This window comes from Streptomyces sp. CA-146814, assembly GCF_050942385.1.
Classification (GTDB): Bacteria; Actinomycetota; Actinomycetes; order Streptomycetales; family Streptomycetaceae; genus Streptomyces.
Window position 1 is genome coordinate 318,831 of record NZ_CP192068.1, and the last position, 14,162, is coordinate 332,992.

A 14,162-nucleotide genomic window follows, 5' to 3' on the forward strand; every position below is an offset into this window, starting at 1 on the left:
AAGCCCGCACCGGCGCCCGACGGATCAGTCGGACTCCCACTTGCTCGGGCGGGGCGGAAGTACGGCGGTGTCGAGGAAGAAGGCGTCGATCTCCTGGACGGACTTGATGAAGGCGTCCAGGTTGACCGGCTTGGTGACGTACGCGTTGGCGTGCCGGCGGTAGGCGTCCTCGACGTCGTCGGGGGCGGAGGACGTGGTGAGCACCACGACGGGGATGTTGCTCAGGGTGTCGTCCTCCTTGAGCACGGCCAGCAGCTCGCGGCCGTTCATGCGCGGCATGTTCAGGTCCAGGACGATGAGGTCGGGCCGGTCCCTGGCGGGGTCGCGGAGGTACTGGAGGGCGGCGACACCGTCGGTGACCTGGTCGATGGTGCGGGCCATGCCGCGATCCACCAGAGCCTCCTCGATGAGCAGGGCGTCCGCCGGATCGTCCTCGACGAGGAGGACGCTGTAGGGGCGGTTCGTGGTGAAGGCGTTCACGTCATGGCTCCGGTGGTGACGGTGGGGAAGAGGACGGCTGGGAGGCTTCGCGGTGAAGACCAGACCCGGCCGGCGCCTGCGGGCGCCCTGCCGGCCGATCCCCCACGCCGCCCCCAGTTGGGGGTGGTTCGCCCCCACTCCGGCCGCCGCCTCGGCCTGGGCCTGTCGGCTGACCGCCCTGCCGAGGTGGGCCAGGACGCGGAGGCGGGCCGGCGGGTCGACGACGCGCCCTTGGCCGGGGCCCGGCTCGGCGACCTGCTCCGCTCCGGGGTGCGCCGGGCTGCCGTCAAGCGCCTGCTCGGCCAGCCGCTGGGCCAGCTCCCGCAGAGCGTTGTCGGCGAGTACATCCAGCATCCCGGGGTGGTCGAAGGTGCTGAGGTCGTGGCCCATGGGCGTCAGCGTAGGCGCTCGGAGGGAGCCATGACAACAAACGTTGTCGGCGGCGGTATTCTGTCCCGGCTCGGAGCGCTCCGGGCCTCTCACCGAGGAGAACACGCCGTGAGCCAGGGCAGTACCGTGCCGACCGGGAAGCCGAAGAGACCCGTGACCGCCGGGTGGACGACGAAACGCTGGCTGGCGGTCACGGCCGCCGCCGCGTTGTCCCTGCTGCTCGCGCTCATGCTGTTCGGCGGCTGGATCCTCGCCCGGTCCACCGCCATCAACACGCGTCTCATCGACCACTCCGCCCCCGCGCTCATCGCCGCGGTCCGGCTGGAGAGCGCTCTGGTCGACCAGGAGACCGGAATCCGCGGTTACGGCGTGACCGGGCAGGACAGCTTCCTCGCCCCCTACCGCGAGGGCCTGCGGCAGCAGGAGAAGGCCATGTCCGACCTGCGTACGGCGACCGGCGGCGACCGGGCGACCGAGCGGGACCTGGCCGAGGTGGTCAGGAGTGCCGGGCAGTGGCAGGACCGGATCGCCCGGCCCGTGGTCGCGGCCGCCGACCCGAAGGCCGCCGCCGCCGAGCGGGCCGTCGAAGGGAAGGCCCTCTTCGACTCCGTACGCTCGGCCGCCGCCGCCCAGCAGGAGCGGCTGGCGGCGGACCGGGCCGGGGCCCGCGCCGACCTCCAGGAGGCGCGCACTCTGCGCAACTGGTCCTTCAGCGCCATCGCGCTGGCCATCCTCGCCCTCACCGCGTCGGTCTTCGTCGGCCTCCGCCGTGGCGTGACCGACCACCTGGACCGCCTCTCCGGCCATGTGCGTACGGTCGCGGCCGGCGAGTTCGGCCATCCGGTCGCCGGCACCGGCCCCGCCGACCTGCGGCTCCTCGCACAGGACGTCGAGAGCATGCGCGCCCGCCTGGCCGACGAGCTCGCCCACCGCGACGTGGCGCGGGCGAACCTGGCCGCCCACGCCGAGGAGCTGCGCCGCTCCAACGCCGAACTGGAACAGTTCGCGTACGTCGCCTCCCACGACCTCCAGGAGCCCCTCCGCAAGGTCGCCAGTTTCTGCCAGCTGCTGGAGCGGCGCTACGCCGAGAACCTCGACGAGCGGGCCCGGCAGTACATCGCCTTCGCCGTCGACGGGGCGACCCGGATGCAGAGCCTCATCAACGACCTCCTGGACTTCTCCCGCGTCGGCCGGCTGGCGACCGAGCACCAGAGCGTCGATCTCGACGAGAAGTTCGAGCGGACCCTCACCTCGCTCAGCCTGGCCGTCGAGGAGTCGGACGCGGTCGTCACGCATGACCCCCTGCCCGTGCTGGAGGGGGAACCGGGCCAGCTGGGCATGCTGTTCCAGAACCTCCTCACCAACGCGATCAAGTTCCGCTCCCCGGACCGCGCACCCGTCGTCCACCTGGGCTGCCGCCCCGTGGACGACGGCTGGGAGTTCGCCGTCACCGACAACGGCATCGGTATCGAGGCGGAGTTCGCCGACCGGGTCTTCGTCGTCTTCCAGCGGCTGCACACCCGCGAGCAGTACGCGGGCAACGGCATCGGCCTCGCCCTCTGCAAGAAGATCGTGGAGTACCACGGGGGCACCATCGCCGTCGATCCCGCCCATTCACCCGGCACCCGGATCGTGTTCACGCTGCGGAAGGCGCCTCCGCGCGTACTGCTGCCGCAACCGCTCGACGGCGAGCGCGAATCCGCCGGCGCGCTCACCAAGTGAATTCGAGCGCTTCTCCCCATCCCGCGGGACCACTGCCACAATCCATCACGGCAGTGGTCCCGTCACCTTCCCCTCGGGGGCGGTGGCACATGGACGAGGTGGCCGTCAGGGACGGAGGCCGGTCTTCGCCTCGCCGGTCTGCGGGTCGTAGGGGTAGGAGACGTGCTGATGGATCATGGCCCACTCCCCGTTCCGCCGCTGGAGCACCCGGGTGCCCCGTGACCAGGACTCAGCGGTCGTGCCGTCGGCCTCCCCGGCCGTCATGCGGTTCAGGCCCCAGACGACGGCGATGTCGTCGCGGATCAGTACGCGCAGGTCGGGAACGTCCCAGGTCACGGTTCCCGGCGCCCATTCCAGACCCTGTCGGCACACCTCTCGCACCTGCTCGCGCCCCACGTACTGCAGCGGGGCGTCGTGCTCGTAGGAGACGATGTCGTCCGCGATGTGCTGCATCACGCCGTCCAGATCCTTCGCCGCGGTCCTGTCGAACCAGTGGTCGTGCACGGCACGGATCTCGGCCTCGGCGCCGGGGCTGCTGAGGTCGGGGAAGGAGTGGTGCTCGTGCGCGATCACCCAGCGGCCCGCCTCCTTGCGCAGCCCGAGGGTGAGCCGCAGCCGCAGCCCGGGGTGAGCCGTGAGTTCGTCCTCCGTGCCGCATCGGACGAGCGCGTGGGCGAAGGCGACGTCCTGGCCCGCGGTGACCTCCAGCTCCTCGATGTCGAAGGCCGCCCCCTGAGCCTGCCACGCGAGGAAAGCCGGCCAGACCTTCCGGTAGGCGTCGGCCCCGCGCACGCCCCGGTAGGGCGGCGGCACGTCGAACATCACGATGTCCTCGGCATGATCCGCGACGACCGTGTCGATACGACCCTCGTGCACGGCTTCGGCCCAGCCCTCGATGAGCGCTCGGATCTGCTCGGCGTTGTCCCGCATGGTTCCTCAGTCCTCTCGGTCTCCGTCTGCGTGTGCGCAGGGAAGGTCCGGCATCGGTGGTGAAGCCTCTTCCACAGGAGACGTCGAAGCTGATGGCGATCGCTCGACACGCGGCGGCGGGTCACGGCGCGAGGACTCACGCGGAACTCTCACCGATATCCCTTCGGTGACGAGTACGGGCCCTGTCGTCACCACCGCCTGGCGCCGTGCCCCGCTCGCGATGTCGCGTACCGGTCAGTTCTGGGTGAGCATCTCCTTACGGAGCTTGGTGAGCAGCCGGGTCAGCAGCCGGGAGACATGCATCTGCGAGATGCCGAGGTGTTCGCCGATCTGAGCCTGCGTCATCTCCTGGCCGAATCGCATCGCGACGAGCTCCCGCTCCCGGTCGTCCAACCGGTCCAGCAGCGGAGCCAGCGCGTGCAGGTCCTCGACCAGTTCCATGGCCGGGTCGACGTCACCCTTGATGTCTCCGTAGGTGACCGTCTCGGCGCTGTTCTGCTCGGCACCGATGGGCAGGTCCAGGGAGCCCGCGGTGTAGCCGTTGGCGGCTATGAGTCCCTCGATGACCTCCTCCTCGCTCATGTTCAGGTGCTCGGCGAGTTCGGCGACGCCGGGGTCACGGCCCAGGACCGAGGTGAGACTCTCCTTGGCCTTGGCCAGGGCCACGCGCAGTTCCTGCAGACGGCGCGGTACGTGGACGGCCCACGTCGAGTCGCGGAAGAACCGCTTGATCTCGCCGACGATGTACGGGATCGCGAAGGAGGTGAACTCGACCTCGCGCGACAGCTCGAAGCGGTCGATCGCCTTGATCAGCCCGATCGTACCGACCTGGACGATGTCCTCCATCTCGCCGCTGCCACGGTTGCGGAAGCGCTTCGCCGCGAAATGCACCAGCGACAGATTCATCTCGATCAGCGTGTTCCGCGCGTACTGGTACTCCTGCGTGCCTTCTTCCAGCACCTGCAGCTGCTCGAAGAACAACGACCCCAGCGCCCGTGCGTCCTTCGGGGCGATCTTCCTGGGATCCTCGATCCGCGGAAGCGCCGTAGGAGTGGCAGTGGCCGTTGCACCGTGGCCCAAGGCGGCGGAGGGCCGAAGACGTGAGGATGTGGTGGTCATGCGCGTCTCCCGATGACTGCTGTTCATGGACAACACGGGAGGGCACCGACAAGGAACACCTCACGGCGGCCGGATGCCGCTCCCGCGAGTGTGTGCCTGTCTGCCCAAGCACGTCGAGCCGACGTATGTCCCCGATCGACGTTCTCAAACACGGTCGCCTGTCCGCTCTGCGCGCCGGAAGCCGGCAGACCGCCCGAAGGCTGTGGTGCCTCCGTCCGCGAAGCCGGGGCAAGTCCGGCTCGGGACCGGCCAGGACGCCGGGTGTCCTCCCAGCCCCCTTGGTGGGCTACACCTACGCGGTCAGTGTCCGGCGACGACGCCCGACAGCTCGTTGGTGCCCTTCGGCAGGGTGACCGAGGTGAGTTTCTTCCCCGACGACCGGACCAGGTCCTCACGACGTCGTCACTGACCCGGATCCGGCAGGCGCTCCGAGGGGCCTGGCTCGATCGCGTCGTCCTGCGTGCCGCGGCCCGGGGCAACCGGGCCTCGGTTCACGGGGTGGGCGGGATTCGGATGGCGAGCAGAGCGACGTCGTCGTCGTTGTCGGCGGGACGTGACCGTACGAGCAACTCGTCGACGAAGTCGTCCAGGTGACGCCGGTTCAGCTCGGCGGCGGCTCCCCGCAGCTGCTTGAGACCGGCGTCCAGGGGCCGGCAGCGCGATTCGATGAGGCCGTCGGTGTAGAACAGGAGCGTCGAGCCCGGCGGCAGGAGGACGCGGGCCTCGGGCCGTGAGCGGTCGGCGGAGGCTCCGAGGAGGATCCCTCTGCCTTCGTCGAGGAAACGCGTCCTGCCGGTGGAGTCGAGGAGCAGCGGAGGCGGGTGGCCCGCGTTGGTCCAGCGGAGGGCTCGGTGTCCGGACGGCTCGCTGGTGAGCCGGGCCAGGACCAGGGTGGCCATGGAGACGTCGGTGATGTGGCCCATGGCCTGGTCCAGGCGTTCGACGGTGTGGTGCGGCGGATCGTCCTGGGCCCAGGTGTAGGCGCGGAGCATGTTGCGGAGCTGGGCCATACCGGCGGCGGCTTCCAGGTCATGACCGACGACGTCGCCGATGACCAGGGCGGTGTCGCCGTTGGGGAGGGGGAAGGCGTCGTACCAGTCGCCGCCGACGTGGGAGGCGTCCGGCGAGGGAAGGTAGCGCGCGGTCATCTCCACCCCGGTCAGCCGGGGAAGCTGGGGCAGAAGGTAGCGCTGCATGGTCGCGGCGGCCTGCCGTTGGCGCTGGTAATGGCGGGCGTTCTCCAAGGCGATGCCGATGCGCCGGCCGATGTTCTCCAACAGGTCCAGGTCGGTCACCGTGAACGGTTCGTCACCCTCGGTACGCCCCAGCGTGATGGCTCCGAGGACCTCGCTCGGTCCCTTGACGGGTGCGACGGCCGCCGTCTTGATGCCGGTCGCGGTGAACAGCTTCCGCTGCTCCACCGCCACCGCGCTGTCGGGTGGTACGTCGTAGGTCTCCGGACCGGCGAGGGTGGAGGCCACACCGCGCAGGGCCTTGGACAGCGGCATGGGTGAGGAAACGGGCACGGGCGGCATGGGCCCTTGCAGGTCCTCCCGTATCTTCAGGCCGCCGGAGTGGGCGTGGACCACGAGCGACCGGTTCACCTCGCCGGTCTCCGTGATCAGGTCGATGACCGCCCAGTCGGCGAACCGTGGCAGCAGCAGGTCCACCACTCTGCGCAGGGACTCGTCCACGTCGATGTTGTAGATCAGCTGGGCCGTGGTGTCGGCGAGCAGAGCCAGCCGGTCCCGCTCCGAAAGGGTCCGCGTGGGCGAGGACGGGCCGGCGGGCCTGCGTCTCGCGCCGCCGTCCGCGTCGAAGGCGAGCAGACGCACGCCGCTTCCGGCGTCGTCCTTCACGGACAGCGGGAACCACCGCACCGGCACGGGCGAACCGTCGCACCGCGCCAGCCACGTGCGGCCCTCGGGGGTGTCCGTCGGTGCTCCGTCGTCCTCTTCGGCCGCACGGCAGGACGGAACCTGCCGGACATCCGGGTGGAGCAGCGCCCGGAGGTCCAGACCGACGATCTCCTCGGCGGAGCACGACAGCAAGGCCAAGGACGCGGTATTGGTCCAGACGATCCGCTTCTGACCGTCGAGCGCGAGCACACCCACACCCAGGCGATCCAGCGCGGCGGCCAGCTCCTGCTGAAGGACATCCTGAGTCGACGCGCCTGTGCCGTCGCCCACGTCGGCTCCCTTGCCTCGGAAACGTAGCCCCGCAGGAACCGGTGTGACGGAGGTGCCCCTTCAGGGCCCACCGGCGGCTCATAGGGGCTGAGCTCGACGTTCGGGCCGTTCGAAGGGCTGCTTCCGTCCGAACAGCCGCCGACCAACCGGCCACGAGGACCGAAGAACACTTTTAACACGGATCCGCGGACGGGAGGGATTCGGACCTCGCGGGCGCGGCTCGGCGGCCGGGGCAGAGCCCGGTCCTCGGAGGCGGTCTCCCCGAGCGTCAGGGTGAGGGCGGGCAGCCGGTCGGCCACCAGCGCCCGGACGCTGTCCCCATCGGTGGAGGGTGCGGGCGTCCAGCGGCGGAGGCGGCGGCCGGGGTTGAGCCGGAAGCTCTCGGAGCCCCATCCCCGTCCGATATACAGCTCCGACAACGCGGCCAGCAGGTCCTTGGCACTGCGGTGCCACTGTTCCGCCCGGGACGCGTCGTACTCCTCCATGCCGTCGGCCAGGTCCCGCCCCCTGCCCGTACCCGCCGGTTCGGCTCGGCACCCACTCCGGGTGGCTGGAGGCGTGCTACGGGAGTCGAATCGTCCCGAGGCCCAGGACACCGGGGGCACCGGGGGGCCGCCGGTACCGGCATCGGAGGGACTCACCGACTGGCGGAAGGCCGACTGGGTACCCGGCGCCCCGTGAAACCACTTCCCACGACACCCCCGGCCTCGGACGCTCCGGGACCGCTCAAGAAGGCCCTCACCACTCCGTTGCTCTACTTCTTCATCCTCGGAGACGTCCTCGGAGCCGGCGTGTACGTCCTGGTGGGCGAGGTCGCCGCCGAGTCCGGCGGCGCCGTATGGGCTCCGCTGGTCGTGGCCCTGTGTCTGGCCCTGCTGACGGCCGCCTCCTACGCCGAGCTGGTCACCAAGTATCCGCGCGCCGGTGGCGCCTCCCACTACGCGACCTTGGCTTACGGGCCGTTCCTCGGGTTCTTCGCCGGCTTCTGCATGCTCGCCGCCGGGGTGGTGTCGGTGGCCGCCCTGGCCCGGGGGTTCGGCGGGGACTACCTGTCCGAGTTCATCACCCTTCCCGTGGTGCTCGTGACCGTCGTCTTCCTGACCGCCTTGGCGCTGCTGAACGCGCGAGGCATCAGCGAGTCGACCCGGGCCAACGTTGTCGCCACGGTCATCGAGGTCGGCGGGCTGCTCCTGGTGATCGGTCTCGGCGCCTGGATCGTGCTCCGCGGGGACGGAGACCTGAAGCGCCTCACCGACCTGGGCACCTCGCATGAGGGGCCGGTAGCCGCCGTGCTCAGTGGCGCGGTGCTCGCCTACTACTCGTTCGTCGGGTTCGAAACGTCCGTCAACGTGGCCGAGGAGACCCGTGACCCCCGGCGCTCGTACCCTCGCGCGCTCTTCGGCGCACTGCTGACCGCGGGCGCGGTGTACGCGCTGGTCGGCGTAGCCGCGTCCGCCGCTGTGCCGACGGAGACGCTGTCGGAATCGAGCGGCCCCCTGCTCGAAGTCGTCCGGGCGGCCGGAGGCGTCCCCACCGAGCTGTTCGGCGCCGTCGCCCTGGTGGCCGTCGCGAACGGCGCCCTGCTGACGGGCATCATGTCCTCACGCCTGGCCTACGGCATGGCGCGGGACGGCCTCCTCCCCGGCTTCCTGACGAAAGTCCTTCCCGGCCGGCGCACCCCGTGGGCCGCCATCGCCGCGACCACCGCGCTCTCGCTGCTCCTCGCGCTGACCGGCGATGTGTCGACGCTGGCCTCCACGCTGGTCCTGCTGCTTCTGGTGGTCTTCTTCCTGGTCAACACCTCGCTCCTCGTCCTGCGCCGCGACACCACGTCCCGGGACCACTTCCGGGCACCGACGATCGTTCCGGTGCTCGGTGCCCTGTCCTGCGTCCTGCTCGCCACCCAGGTCGAACAGGACGTCTGGCTGCGGGGATTGATCGTTCTCGCCGTCGGCGCGGGCCTGGCCACCATCGCGTCGGTCAGGTCACGTCGGGCTCCTTGACCGGCCCGTACGCGCAGGCCCCACCGGCACCCGGCCTTGATGCGCGCCCCCGTGCGGGAGATGGAGAACCGAGGCATGGCAGAGGTACCCCTGGAGATCAACGCCCTCATCGTCGACGCTGCCAACCCGAGCGGCTCGCCGCATTCCGGTCCGAGTTGTTCGGCCGGCCGATCACTGAACTCCGCAGTTCAGGACGGCCCTTCTCGTCCAGGGGCGCGTGCAGCGACTGTCGCGTGGAAAGGGGCGGGTCGGGCCTTGCCTGTGCCCGGTGACCGAGGCTCTTGGCCGTGTCCGCCGGTTGCAGCCGGACGCGCCCGGCTCGGGGCCCCAGGGACGCCCAGGTGCTGGGCGGGGGCTGCCGTGCGAGATTGAGATCTCGGCCTTCCGACATCGCCCTTTCCCGCCTGGGCGACCGGCAGCATCGACCTCAAGGGTTGGCTTGCATGCAGACGTTCTTGCCCTATCCCGACTTCGTCGCATCCGCCGCGTCGCTCGACCTCCGCCGCCTGGGCAAGCAGCGTGTCGAAGCACTCCAGGTGCTGCGCGGCCTGACGGTCCCCGGCTACGGGTGGCGGCACCACCCGGCCGTTCGCATGTGGGCGGGCTATCAGGAGGCGCTCGTGCGGTACGGGCTCGAGATCTGCCGGGTGTGGACGGCTGGTGGGCACGCGGATACGTGCGCCGCTTCGCTCGTGGCCGGCTTGTCGCCGCGGGGGGCGGACCCGGGTGTGCGTTCGCAGGCGGAACTCGCAGCGGCTCACGAGTTGCCGCCCTGGTTGGGGGACCCCGCCTTTCACCGCAGCCATCGGTCCGCGCTGCGGAGCAAGGACCCGGCAATCTACGCTTCCCTGTTCCCGGACGACCCCGACGGCCTGCCGTACGTATGGCCGGCCTCGGACCGCTCCGGATAGCCGAAGAAACTCTGGAACCCCGAAGCATCGCGAACTTCGGCACGACGTAGTCACCCACGGGTGCGCTTCGGATCACTCCGTCGGTGAGGTCGGCGCTCGCCCGCCTCGCTGACGGCCCAACCGCTGATGGACCGATTCCAGGGGGCGGGTCTGCGACCGGCGGAGAGGGCAGTCGCCTCTCAAGTGCCCGGCGTGAAGGTTCGGTCGGTCGGCACCGACATCGCGCGCGGAGACGCGAAGGGTGGCCATGGTGGGGTCGGCGGCATCGGGAACGAGCATTCCCGCGTCCACGCCGGTCCTGAGGTACTCCACCACGGCCCGGCCAAGTACTCCGCCGGGGAGGACGGCGGGGATGCCGGGCGGGTACGGCGTGAGCATTTCGGCGCAGATCCGGCCGACCGCTTGTACGGCGGGTACCTGCTCGGCCTCACCGAAGAAGGCGTCGCGTGGCAGCGTCGCCTGCCGGAGACGCAGTTCACCCGGGCCGGGAACACGGATGTCCGGAGCGGGCGGAAGCTCGTCGGCGTGCGCAACGAGATCCCGCGACCCGTCAAGGAGGCGTGCGATCTCCGCACGCACACGGTGAGCCCGCGCCAGAGCGCCGGCCATCAACTCCTGCGCCCGCTTCAGGATCCCCCGCGACGAGGTGCGGTCGTCCAAGCCGGACGCCGCCAGCATGTCCGCGTCGAAGACCGCGTCTCCCAGGACCGCCCGAACTCTGGAATCAGCTCCACGGCGAACCGGGGCCGGGTCCCCCTCCGCGTAGAGGCGGGGCCCGTCCCCGCGCGCATCAACCGGGGTCGTCGGCCCGCGTCGACGCTGCCGCCCTCAGCCCTCGATCCGGTCCAGGTGTCCGGGTGCCACTCCTGCGCTGTCTGCCGAACAGGGCAGTTCTGGCATATTCACGTGTCTTATCTGACTTTTAGGTCGATTCATGACATGCCTTAGGCGATCAGGTGATCAGTACGACAATCATCTCGGCTTGAAGGAGCCTCCATGCGTATCTCCAGTTCCGTCCGTTCCCGCAGTGCTCGCACGGGGGCCAAGGTGGCCGTCGCGGTCGCGGTCGCCGGCGCCACCCTGGCCGGAGCACCCACCGCCTACGCCCTCCCCGGCGACAGCGGCAACATCGACATCCGCTCGGTGAGCTGGCACTCGCGCGGTGACCGCGACGGGGTCGAGGTCTGCAAGTTCGTGCTGGCGGCGAGCAACTTCGAGTCGTTCCCCTCGGTCCCCTGGACGATCACCGAGCAGCCTCCCACCGTGCCGCCGGGCACCACCCTGCTGGACACCCTTCCGCTCATCAACGGCAGTGCGCGCAGTGAGACGTACCTGCTCCCGGAGGGCACGTACCAGCTGGTGTGGGTCGTCCCGGCGGGCCCGAAGCAGAAGAGCTTCAAGGTCGAGTGCCCCGACCGCGGTCACGGCGGCGGCAAGCCTCACAAGCCGCAGAAGCCCATCGGCGCGGTCCCCGCGGGCGGCGGCGGTGTCCCGGACCTGGAGCCCGTCAGCTCCGAGAGCGACTCGAACGCGGGAACGGCCGCCGCGCTGGTCGCCGGGGCCGCCGGAGCCGCGGGCCTGATCATGATGCGCCGTCGCCGTGCCCGTGGCGAGGCGTAACGCCCGCTGCCGACGGCGACGACGAGGACCGACACGCGCGTGCCGTCTCACCATGACGCTGTGCGTGACGTTCTCTCTGGTGGCCGGCATCGTCTGGGTGTCCTCGGACTCCTCCGAGGACACCCGGACGGTCACCGCCGCCCGCGGCAGCGACGCCGCGGGCGGCGGGCCCGAGCCGTTCCGACGGGCGCCGCACACACCGGAGAAGCACGTGCCCGCCTCGCACGCCCCCCTGGTGCCCTCCCGCCCGCTCAAGGTCGCCATTCCCGCCATCTTCATCGAGGCACCGGTCACCGGACTCGGCCTCGACGCGAAGGGCCGGCTGGAAGCACCGCCGTTGAGCAAGCCCAAGCTGACGGGCTGGTACGAGAAGGGGCCGTCGCCCGGCGAGGACGGGACAGCGCTGCTCGTGGGCCACCGGGACACCAGGACCGGCCCTGCCATCTTCCTCAACCTCAACGCACTGCGCCGCGGCGACAAGGTCAACGTGGTGCGCGCGGACCGCAAGACCGCGGTGTTCACCGTGGATGCGGTCAAGACGTACACGAAGGACAAGTTCCCCGACGACAAGGTGTACGGGGAGACCGGGCGGCCCGAACTCCGCCTGCTGACCTGCGGCGGGCTTTTCGACGAGAAGGCGGGCTACTCGGCGAACGTCGTGGTCTTCGCCCACCTCACGTCACTGAAGAAGGCTGCCTGAGGGGCGCTCAGGGTGGGCCGGTACCTCGGGAACGAGGTACCGGCCCCCTTCATGACCGGGAGTCAGGGAGCGGGTGGGCCGCAAGCCCTGCCGGCGGTCATCAGGAGTGACGGCCCTTCTTGCGGAGGGCACTGGGCTTGTGGACCGCGGAACGGCCGGACTTGTCGCTCTCCACCTCGTACTGCGGTTCGTCCGTGGAAGCGTCGACCGTGCGGCCGGCCGCCTCGGTCCGATCGGTGATCTTCCTCTTCACCTTGCCGGTCACTTCCTGGCCATGGCTCTTCCACGCCACTTCATCATCCTTGCCGAGTCTGCCCTTTCGAGGCATGGAGGTTTCCTTCCCTGCGGACGATTCACACCGATTCCAGGCTCGCCCCGGCAGCCCGGTTGCGCATCCGCTGGATGAGAAGCCGACAGTCATCACCCCGCCGTCGGGCCATGCCCTGAAGCCGTCCGGACCGGGGGACGCGCTGCCGCACCAACAGGTGTCACGTGCGGCAACGACGCGGCAACAGGGTGATACTCCGAGGAGAAGCGATGCGGTTGCGTATCAGTCATCCCGCCGGGGTGGCGAGAGGTGTGGATCTGCCCGTGGCCCTCCGGTCACGGGCAAGCGGTGGGCACGGGTGACGCAAGACGCCGTCAGTACCTGTCACGAGCAGTTCAGGGTGCAATGAGCACCTCCATGCCTTGCCCGGTCATCCCATCACCACGAAGGATTTCCGCACCTGGCACCCGACAGTGCCGGCCGCCGTCGCGCTCGCCGTCTCCGTGGAGGGGGCCGAGACGACGAAGGGGCGACCAGCGAGGCGGCATTGCCGGATCTCGGCGCCCACGGCCGGAGCGGGCCGCCGGCCACGCAAGGTCCGGGAGGCAGACCGGGCGACGGCGCCTTCCTGTCCGCCTTCGGACTCGGAGCGATCCCCATGCTCTTCGGGTCAGCGGGCCTCCCCGGCAGGCCTGACCATCGCAACGTACTCCGCATGATGCGGTCCTGCAGGATCATGGAGGTCGGCCAGCAGCTCACGGCCCCGGCCGAAACCTCACGAGGAGACAGGCATGAAGATGCTCATCAACGTCCCCGAGACCGTCGTCGCCGACGCCCTGCGGGGCATGGCCGTCGCGCACCCGGAACTGACCGTCGACGTCGAGAACCGGGTCGTGGTACGGCGGGACGCCCCGGTGGCCGGGAAGGTGGCGCTCGTCTCCGGCGGCGGGTCGGGGCACGAGCCGTTGCACGGCGGGTTCGTCGGGCCCGGCATGCTGTCGGCGGCCTGTCCCGGGGAGGTGTTCACCTCGCCGGTGCCGCATCAGATGGTGCGGGCGGCCGCGGCGGTGGACAGCGGAGCCGGGGTGCTCTTCGTCGTCAAGAACTACACCGGTGACGTGCTGAACTTCGAGATGGCCGCCGAGCTCGCCGAGGACGAGGGCATCCAGGTCACCCAGGTCGTCGTGGACGACGACGTGGCGGTCAGCGACAGCACGTTCACGGCCGGGCGGCGCGGGACCGGTGCGACGCTCTTCGTCGAGAAGATCGCCGGGGCCGCGGCCGACGAGGGCGCGCCGCTGGAGCGGGTGGCCTCGGTGGCCCGGCAGGTGAACGGGTCCTCGCGGAGCTTCGGCGTGGCGCTCAGCGCCGTCACCACACCGGCGAAGGGCAGCCCGACCTTCGATCTGCCCACCGGAGAGCTGGAGTTGGGCATCGGCATCCATGGCGAGCCGGGCCGGGAGCGGCGGCCGATGATGACCTCGGGCGAGATCGCCGACTTCGCCGTGGACGCGGTGCTGGAGGACCTCCGGCCGACCGGGCCCGTGCTGGCGCTGGTCAACGGGATGGGCGCGACACCGCTGCTGGAGCTGTACGGGTTCAACGCCGAGGTCCACCGGGTGCTCGCCGAACGCGGCGTGCCGGTGGCTCGTACGCTCGTGGGGAACTACGTGACCTCGCTGGACATGGCAGGCTGCTCGGTGACGCTGTGCCAGATCGACGAGGAGCTGCTGCGGCTGTGGGACGCGCCCGTGGAGACGCCCGCGCTCCGCTGGGGCCGGTGAGCCCGGGCCGGTCCCGGCCGTACTCGTCACCCGTACGCACCGGGCC

General features: G+C 70.4%; 12 protein-coding genes and 2 pseudogenes. 7 read left to right on the forward strand and 7 right to left on the reverse strand.

Annotation, left to right across the window (positions count from 1 at the left end; genetic code table 11):
* Positions 1-24: 24 nt before the first annotated feature.
* On the reverse strand, positions 25-870 hold the full coding sequence (locus ACQP09_RS01225; protein ID WP_433395235.1) for a response regulator: 846 nt from the start codon (positions 868-870) through the stop codon (positions 25-27).
* A 108-nt stretch (positions 871-978) separates the two neighbouring features.
* Between ACQP09_RS01225 and ACQP09_RS01230 the strand changes: the two genes are divergently transcribed.
* Positions 979-2,592 (forward strand): sensor histidine kinase, encoded by a 1,614-nt coding sequence (locus ACQP09_RS01230; RefSeq protein ID WP_433395237.1) that lies wholly within the window; start codon positions 979-981, stop codon positions 2,590-2,592.
* Positions 2,593-2,697: 105 nt separating this feature from the next.
* Here ACQP09_RS01230 and ACQP09_RS01235 read toward each other — a convergent pair whose 3' ends face one another.
* The 4 genes and pseudogenes from ACQP09_RS01235 to ACQP09_RS01250 all read right to left on the reverse strand — a co-directional run bounded on the left by ACQP09_RS01235 (position 2,698) and on the right by ACQP09_RS01250 (position 6,830).
* A complete protein-coding gene (locus tag ACQP09_RS01235) occupies positions 2,698-3,096 on the reverse strand; it encodes a YybH family protein (protein ID WP_433406449.1) in 399 nt (132 codons plus the stop codon).
* A gap of 6 nt (positions 3,097-3,102) precedes the next feature.
* Positions 3,103-3,522 (reverse strand): annotated as a pseudogene (locus tag ACQP09_RS01240) (YybH family protein); the annotation flags it as partial.
* Between the two features lie 234 nt (positions 3,523-3,756).
* Positions 3,757-4,641 (reverse strand): SigB/SigF/SigG family RNA polymerase sigma factor, encoded by an 885-nt coding sequence (locus ACQP09_RS01245; RefSeq protein ID WP_433395239.1) that lies wholly within the window; start codon positions 4,639-4,641, stop codon positions 3,757-3,759.
* A 491-nt stretch (positions 4,642-5,132) separates the two neighbouring features.
* The gene (locus ACQP09_RS01250; RefSeq protein ID WP_433395241.1) at positions 5,133-6,830 is read right to left on the reverse strand and encodes a SpoIIE family protein phosphatase; all 1,698 of its coding nucleotides are present in this window, start codon (positions 6,828-6,830) and stop codon (positions 5,133-5,135) included.
* A 677-nt stretch (positions 6,831-7,507) separates the two neighbouring features.
* Here ACQP09_RS01250 and ACQP09_RS01255 point away from each other — a divergent pair.
* A complete protein-coding gene (locus ACQP09_RS01255) occupies positions 7,508-8,833 on the forward strand; it encodes an APC family permease (RefSeq protein WP_433395242.1) in 1,326 nt (441 codons plus the stop codon).
* Between the two features lie 443 nt (positions 8,834-9,276).
* Positions 9,277-9,744, forward strand: coding sequence for an MSMEG_6728 family protein (locus tag ACQP09_RS01260; RefSeq protein WP_432150062.1), 468 nt, complete (start codon positions 9,277-9,279; stop codon positions 9,742-9,744).
* 219 nt (positions 9,745-9,963) lie between these two features.
* Here ACQP09_RS01260 and ACQP09_RS01265 read toward each other — a convergent pair.
* A pseudogene (locus ACQP09_RS01265) lies at positions 9,964-10,305 on the reverse strand (aminotransferase class I/II-fold pyridoxal phosphate-dependent enzyme); the annotation flags it as partial.
* A 435-nt stretch (positions 10,306-10,740) separates the two neighbouring features.
* Between ACQP09_RS01265 and ACQP09_RS01270 the strand changes: the two are divergent.
* Together ACQP09_RS01270 and ACQP09_RS01275 are read left to right on the forward strand one after the other, a co-directional pair.
* Positions 10,741-11,364, forward strand: a complete 624-nt coding sequence (locus ACQP09_RS01270; protein WP_433395244.1) for a hypothetical protein — start codon at positions 10,741-10,743, stop codon at positions 11,362-11,364.
* A gap of 52 nt (positions 11,365-11,416) precedes the next feature.
* On the forward strand, positions 11,417-12,064 hold the full coding sequence (locus ACQP09_RS01275) for a class F sortase (protein WP_433395246.1): 648 nt from the start codon (positions 11,417-11,419) through the stop codon (positions 12,062-12,064).
* Positions 12,065-12,164: 100 nt separating this feature from the next.
* On the opposite strand, the gene ACQP09_RS01280 is transcribed toward ACQP09_RS01275, so the two are convergent.
* Positions 12,165-12,392 (reverse strand): DUF2945 domain-containing protein, encoded by a 228-nt coding sequence (locus ACQP09_RS01280; RefSeq protein WP_433395247.1) that lies wholly within the window; start codon positions 12,390-12,392, stop codon positions 12,165-12,167.
* Positions 12,393-12,641: 249 nt separating this feature from the next.
* On the opposite strand from ACQP09_RS01280, the gene ACQP09_RS01285 reads away from it, so the two are divergent.
* Together ACQP09_RS01285 and dhaK are read left to right on the forward strand one after the other, a co-directional pair.
* On the forward strand, positions 12,642-13,028 hold the full coding sequence (locus ACQP09_RS01285) for a hypothetical protein (protein WP_433395249.1): 387 nt from the start codon (positions 12,642-12,644) through the stop codon (positions 13,026-13,028).
* Between the two features lie 95 nt (positions 13,029-13,123).
* A complete protein-coding gene (gene dhaK / locus ACQP09_RS01290; protein WP_433395250.1) occupies positions 13,124-14,116 on the forward strand; it encodes a dihydroxyacetone kinase subunit DhaK in 993 nt (330 codons plus the stop codon).
* Positions 14,117-14,162: the final 46 nt, after the last annotated feature.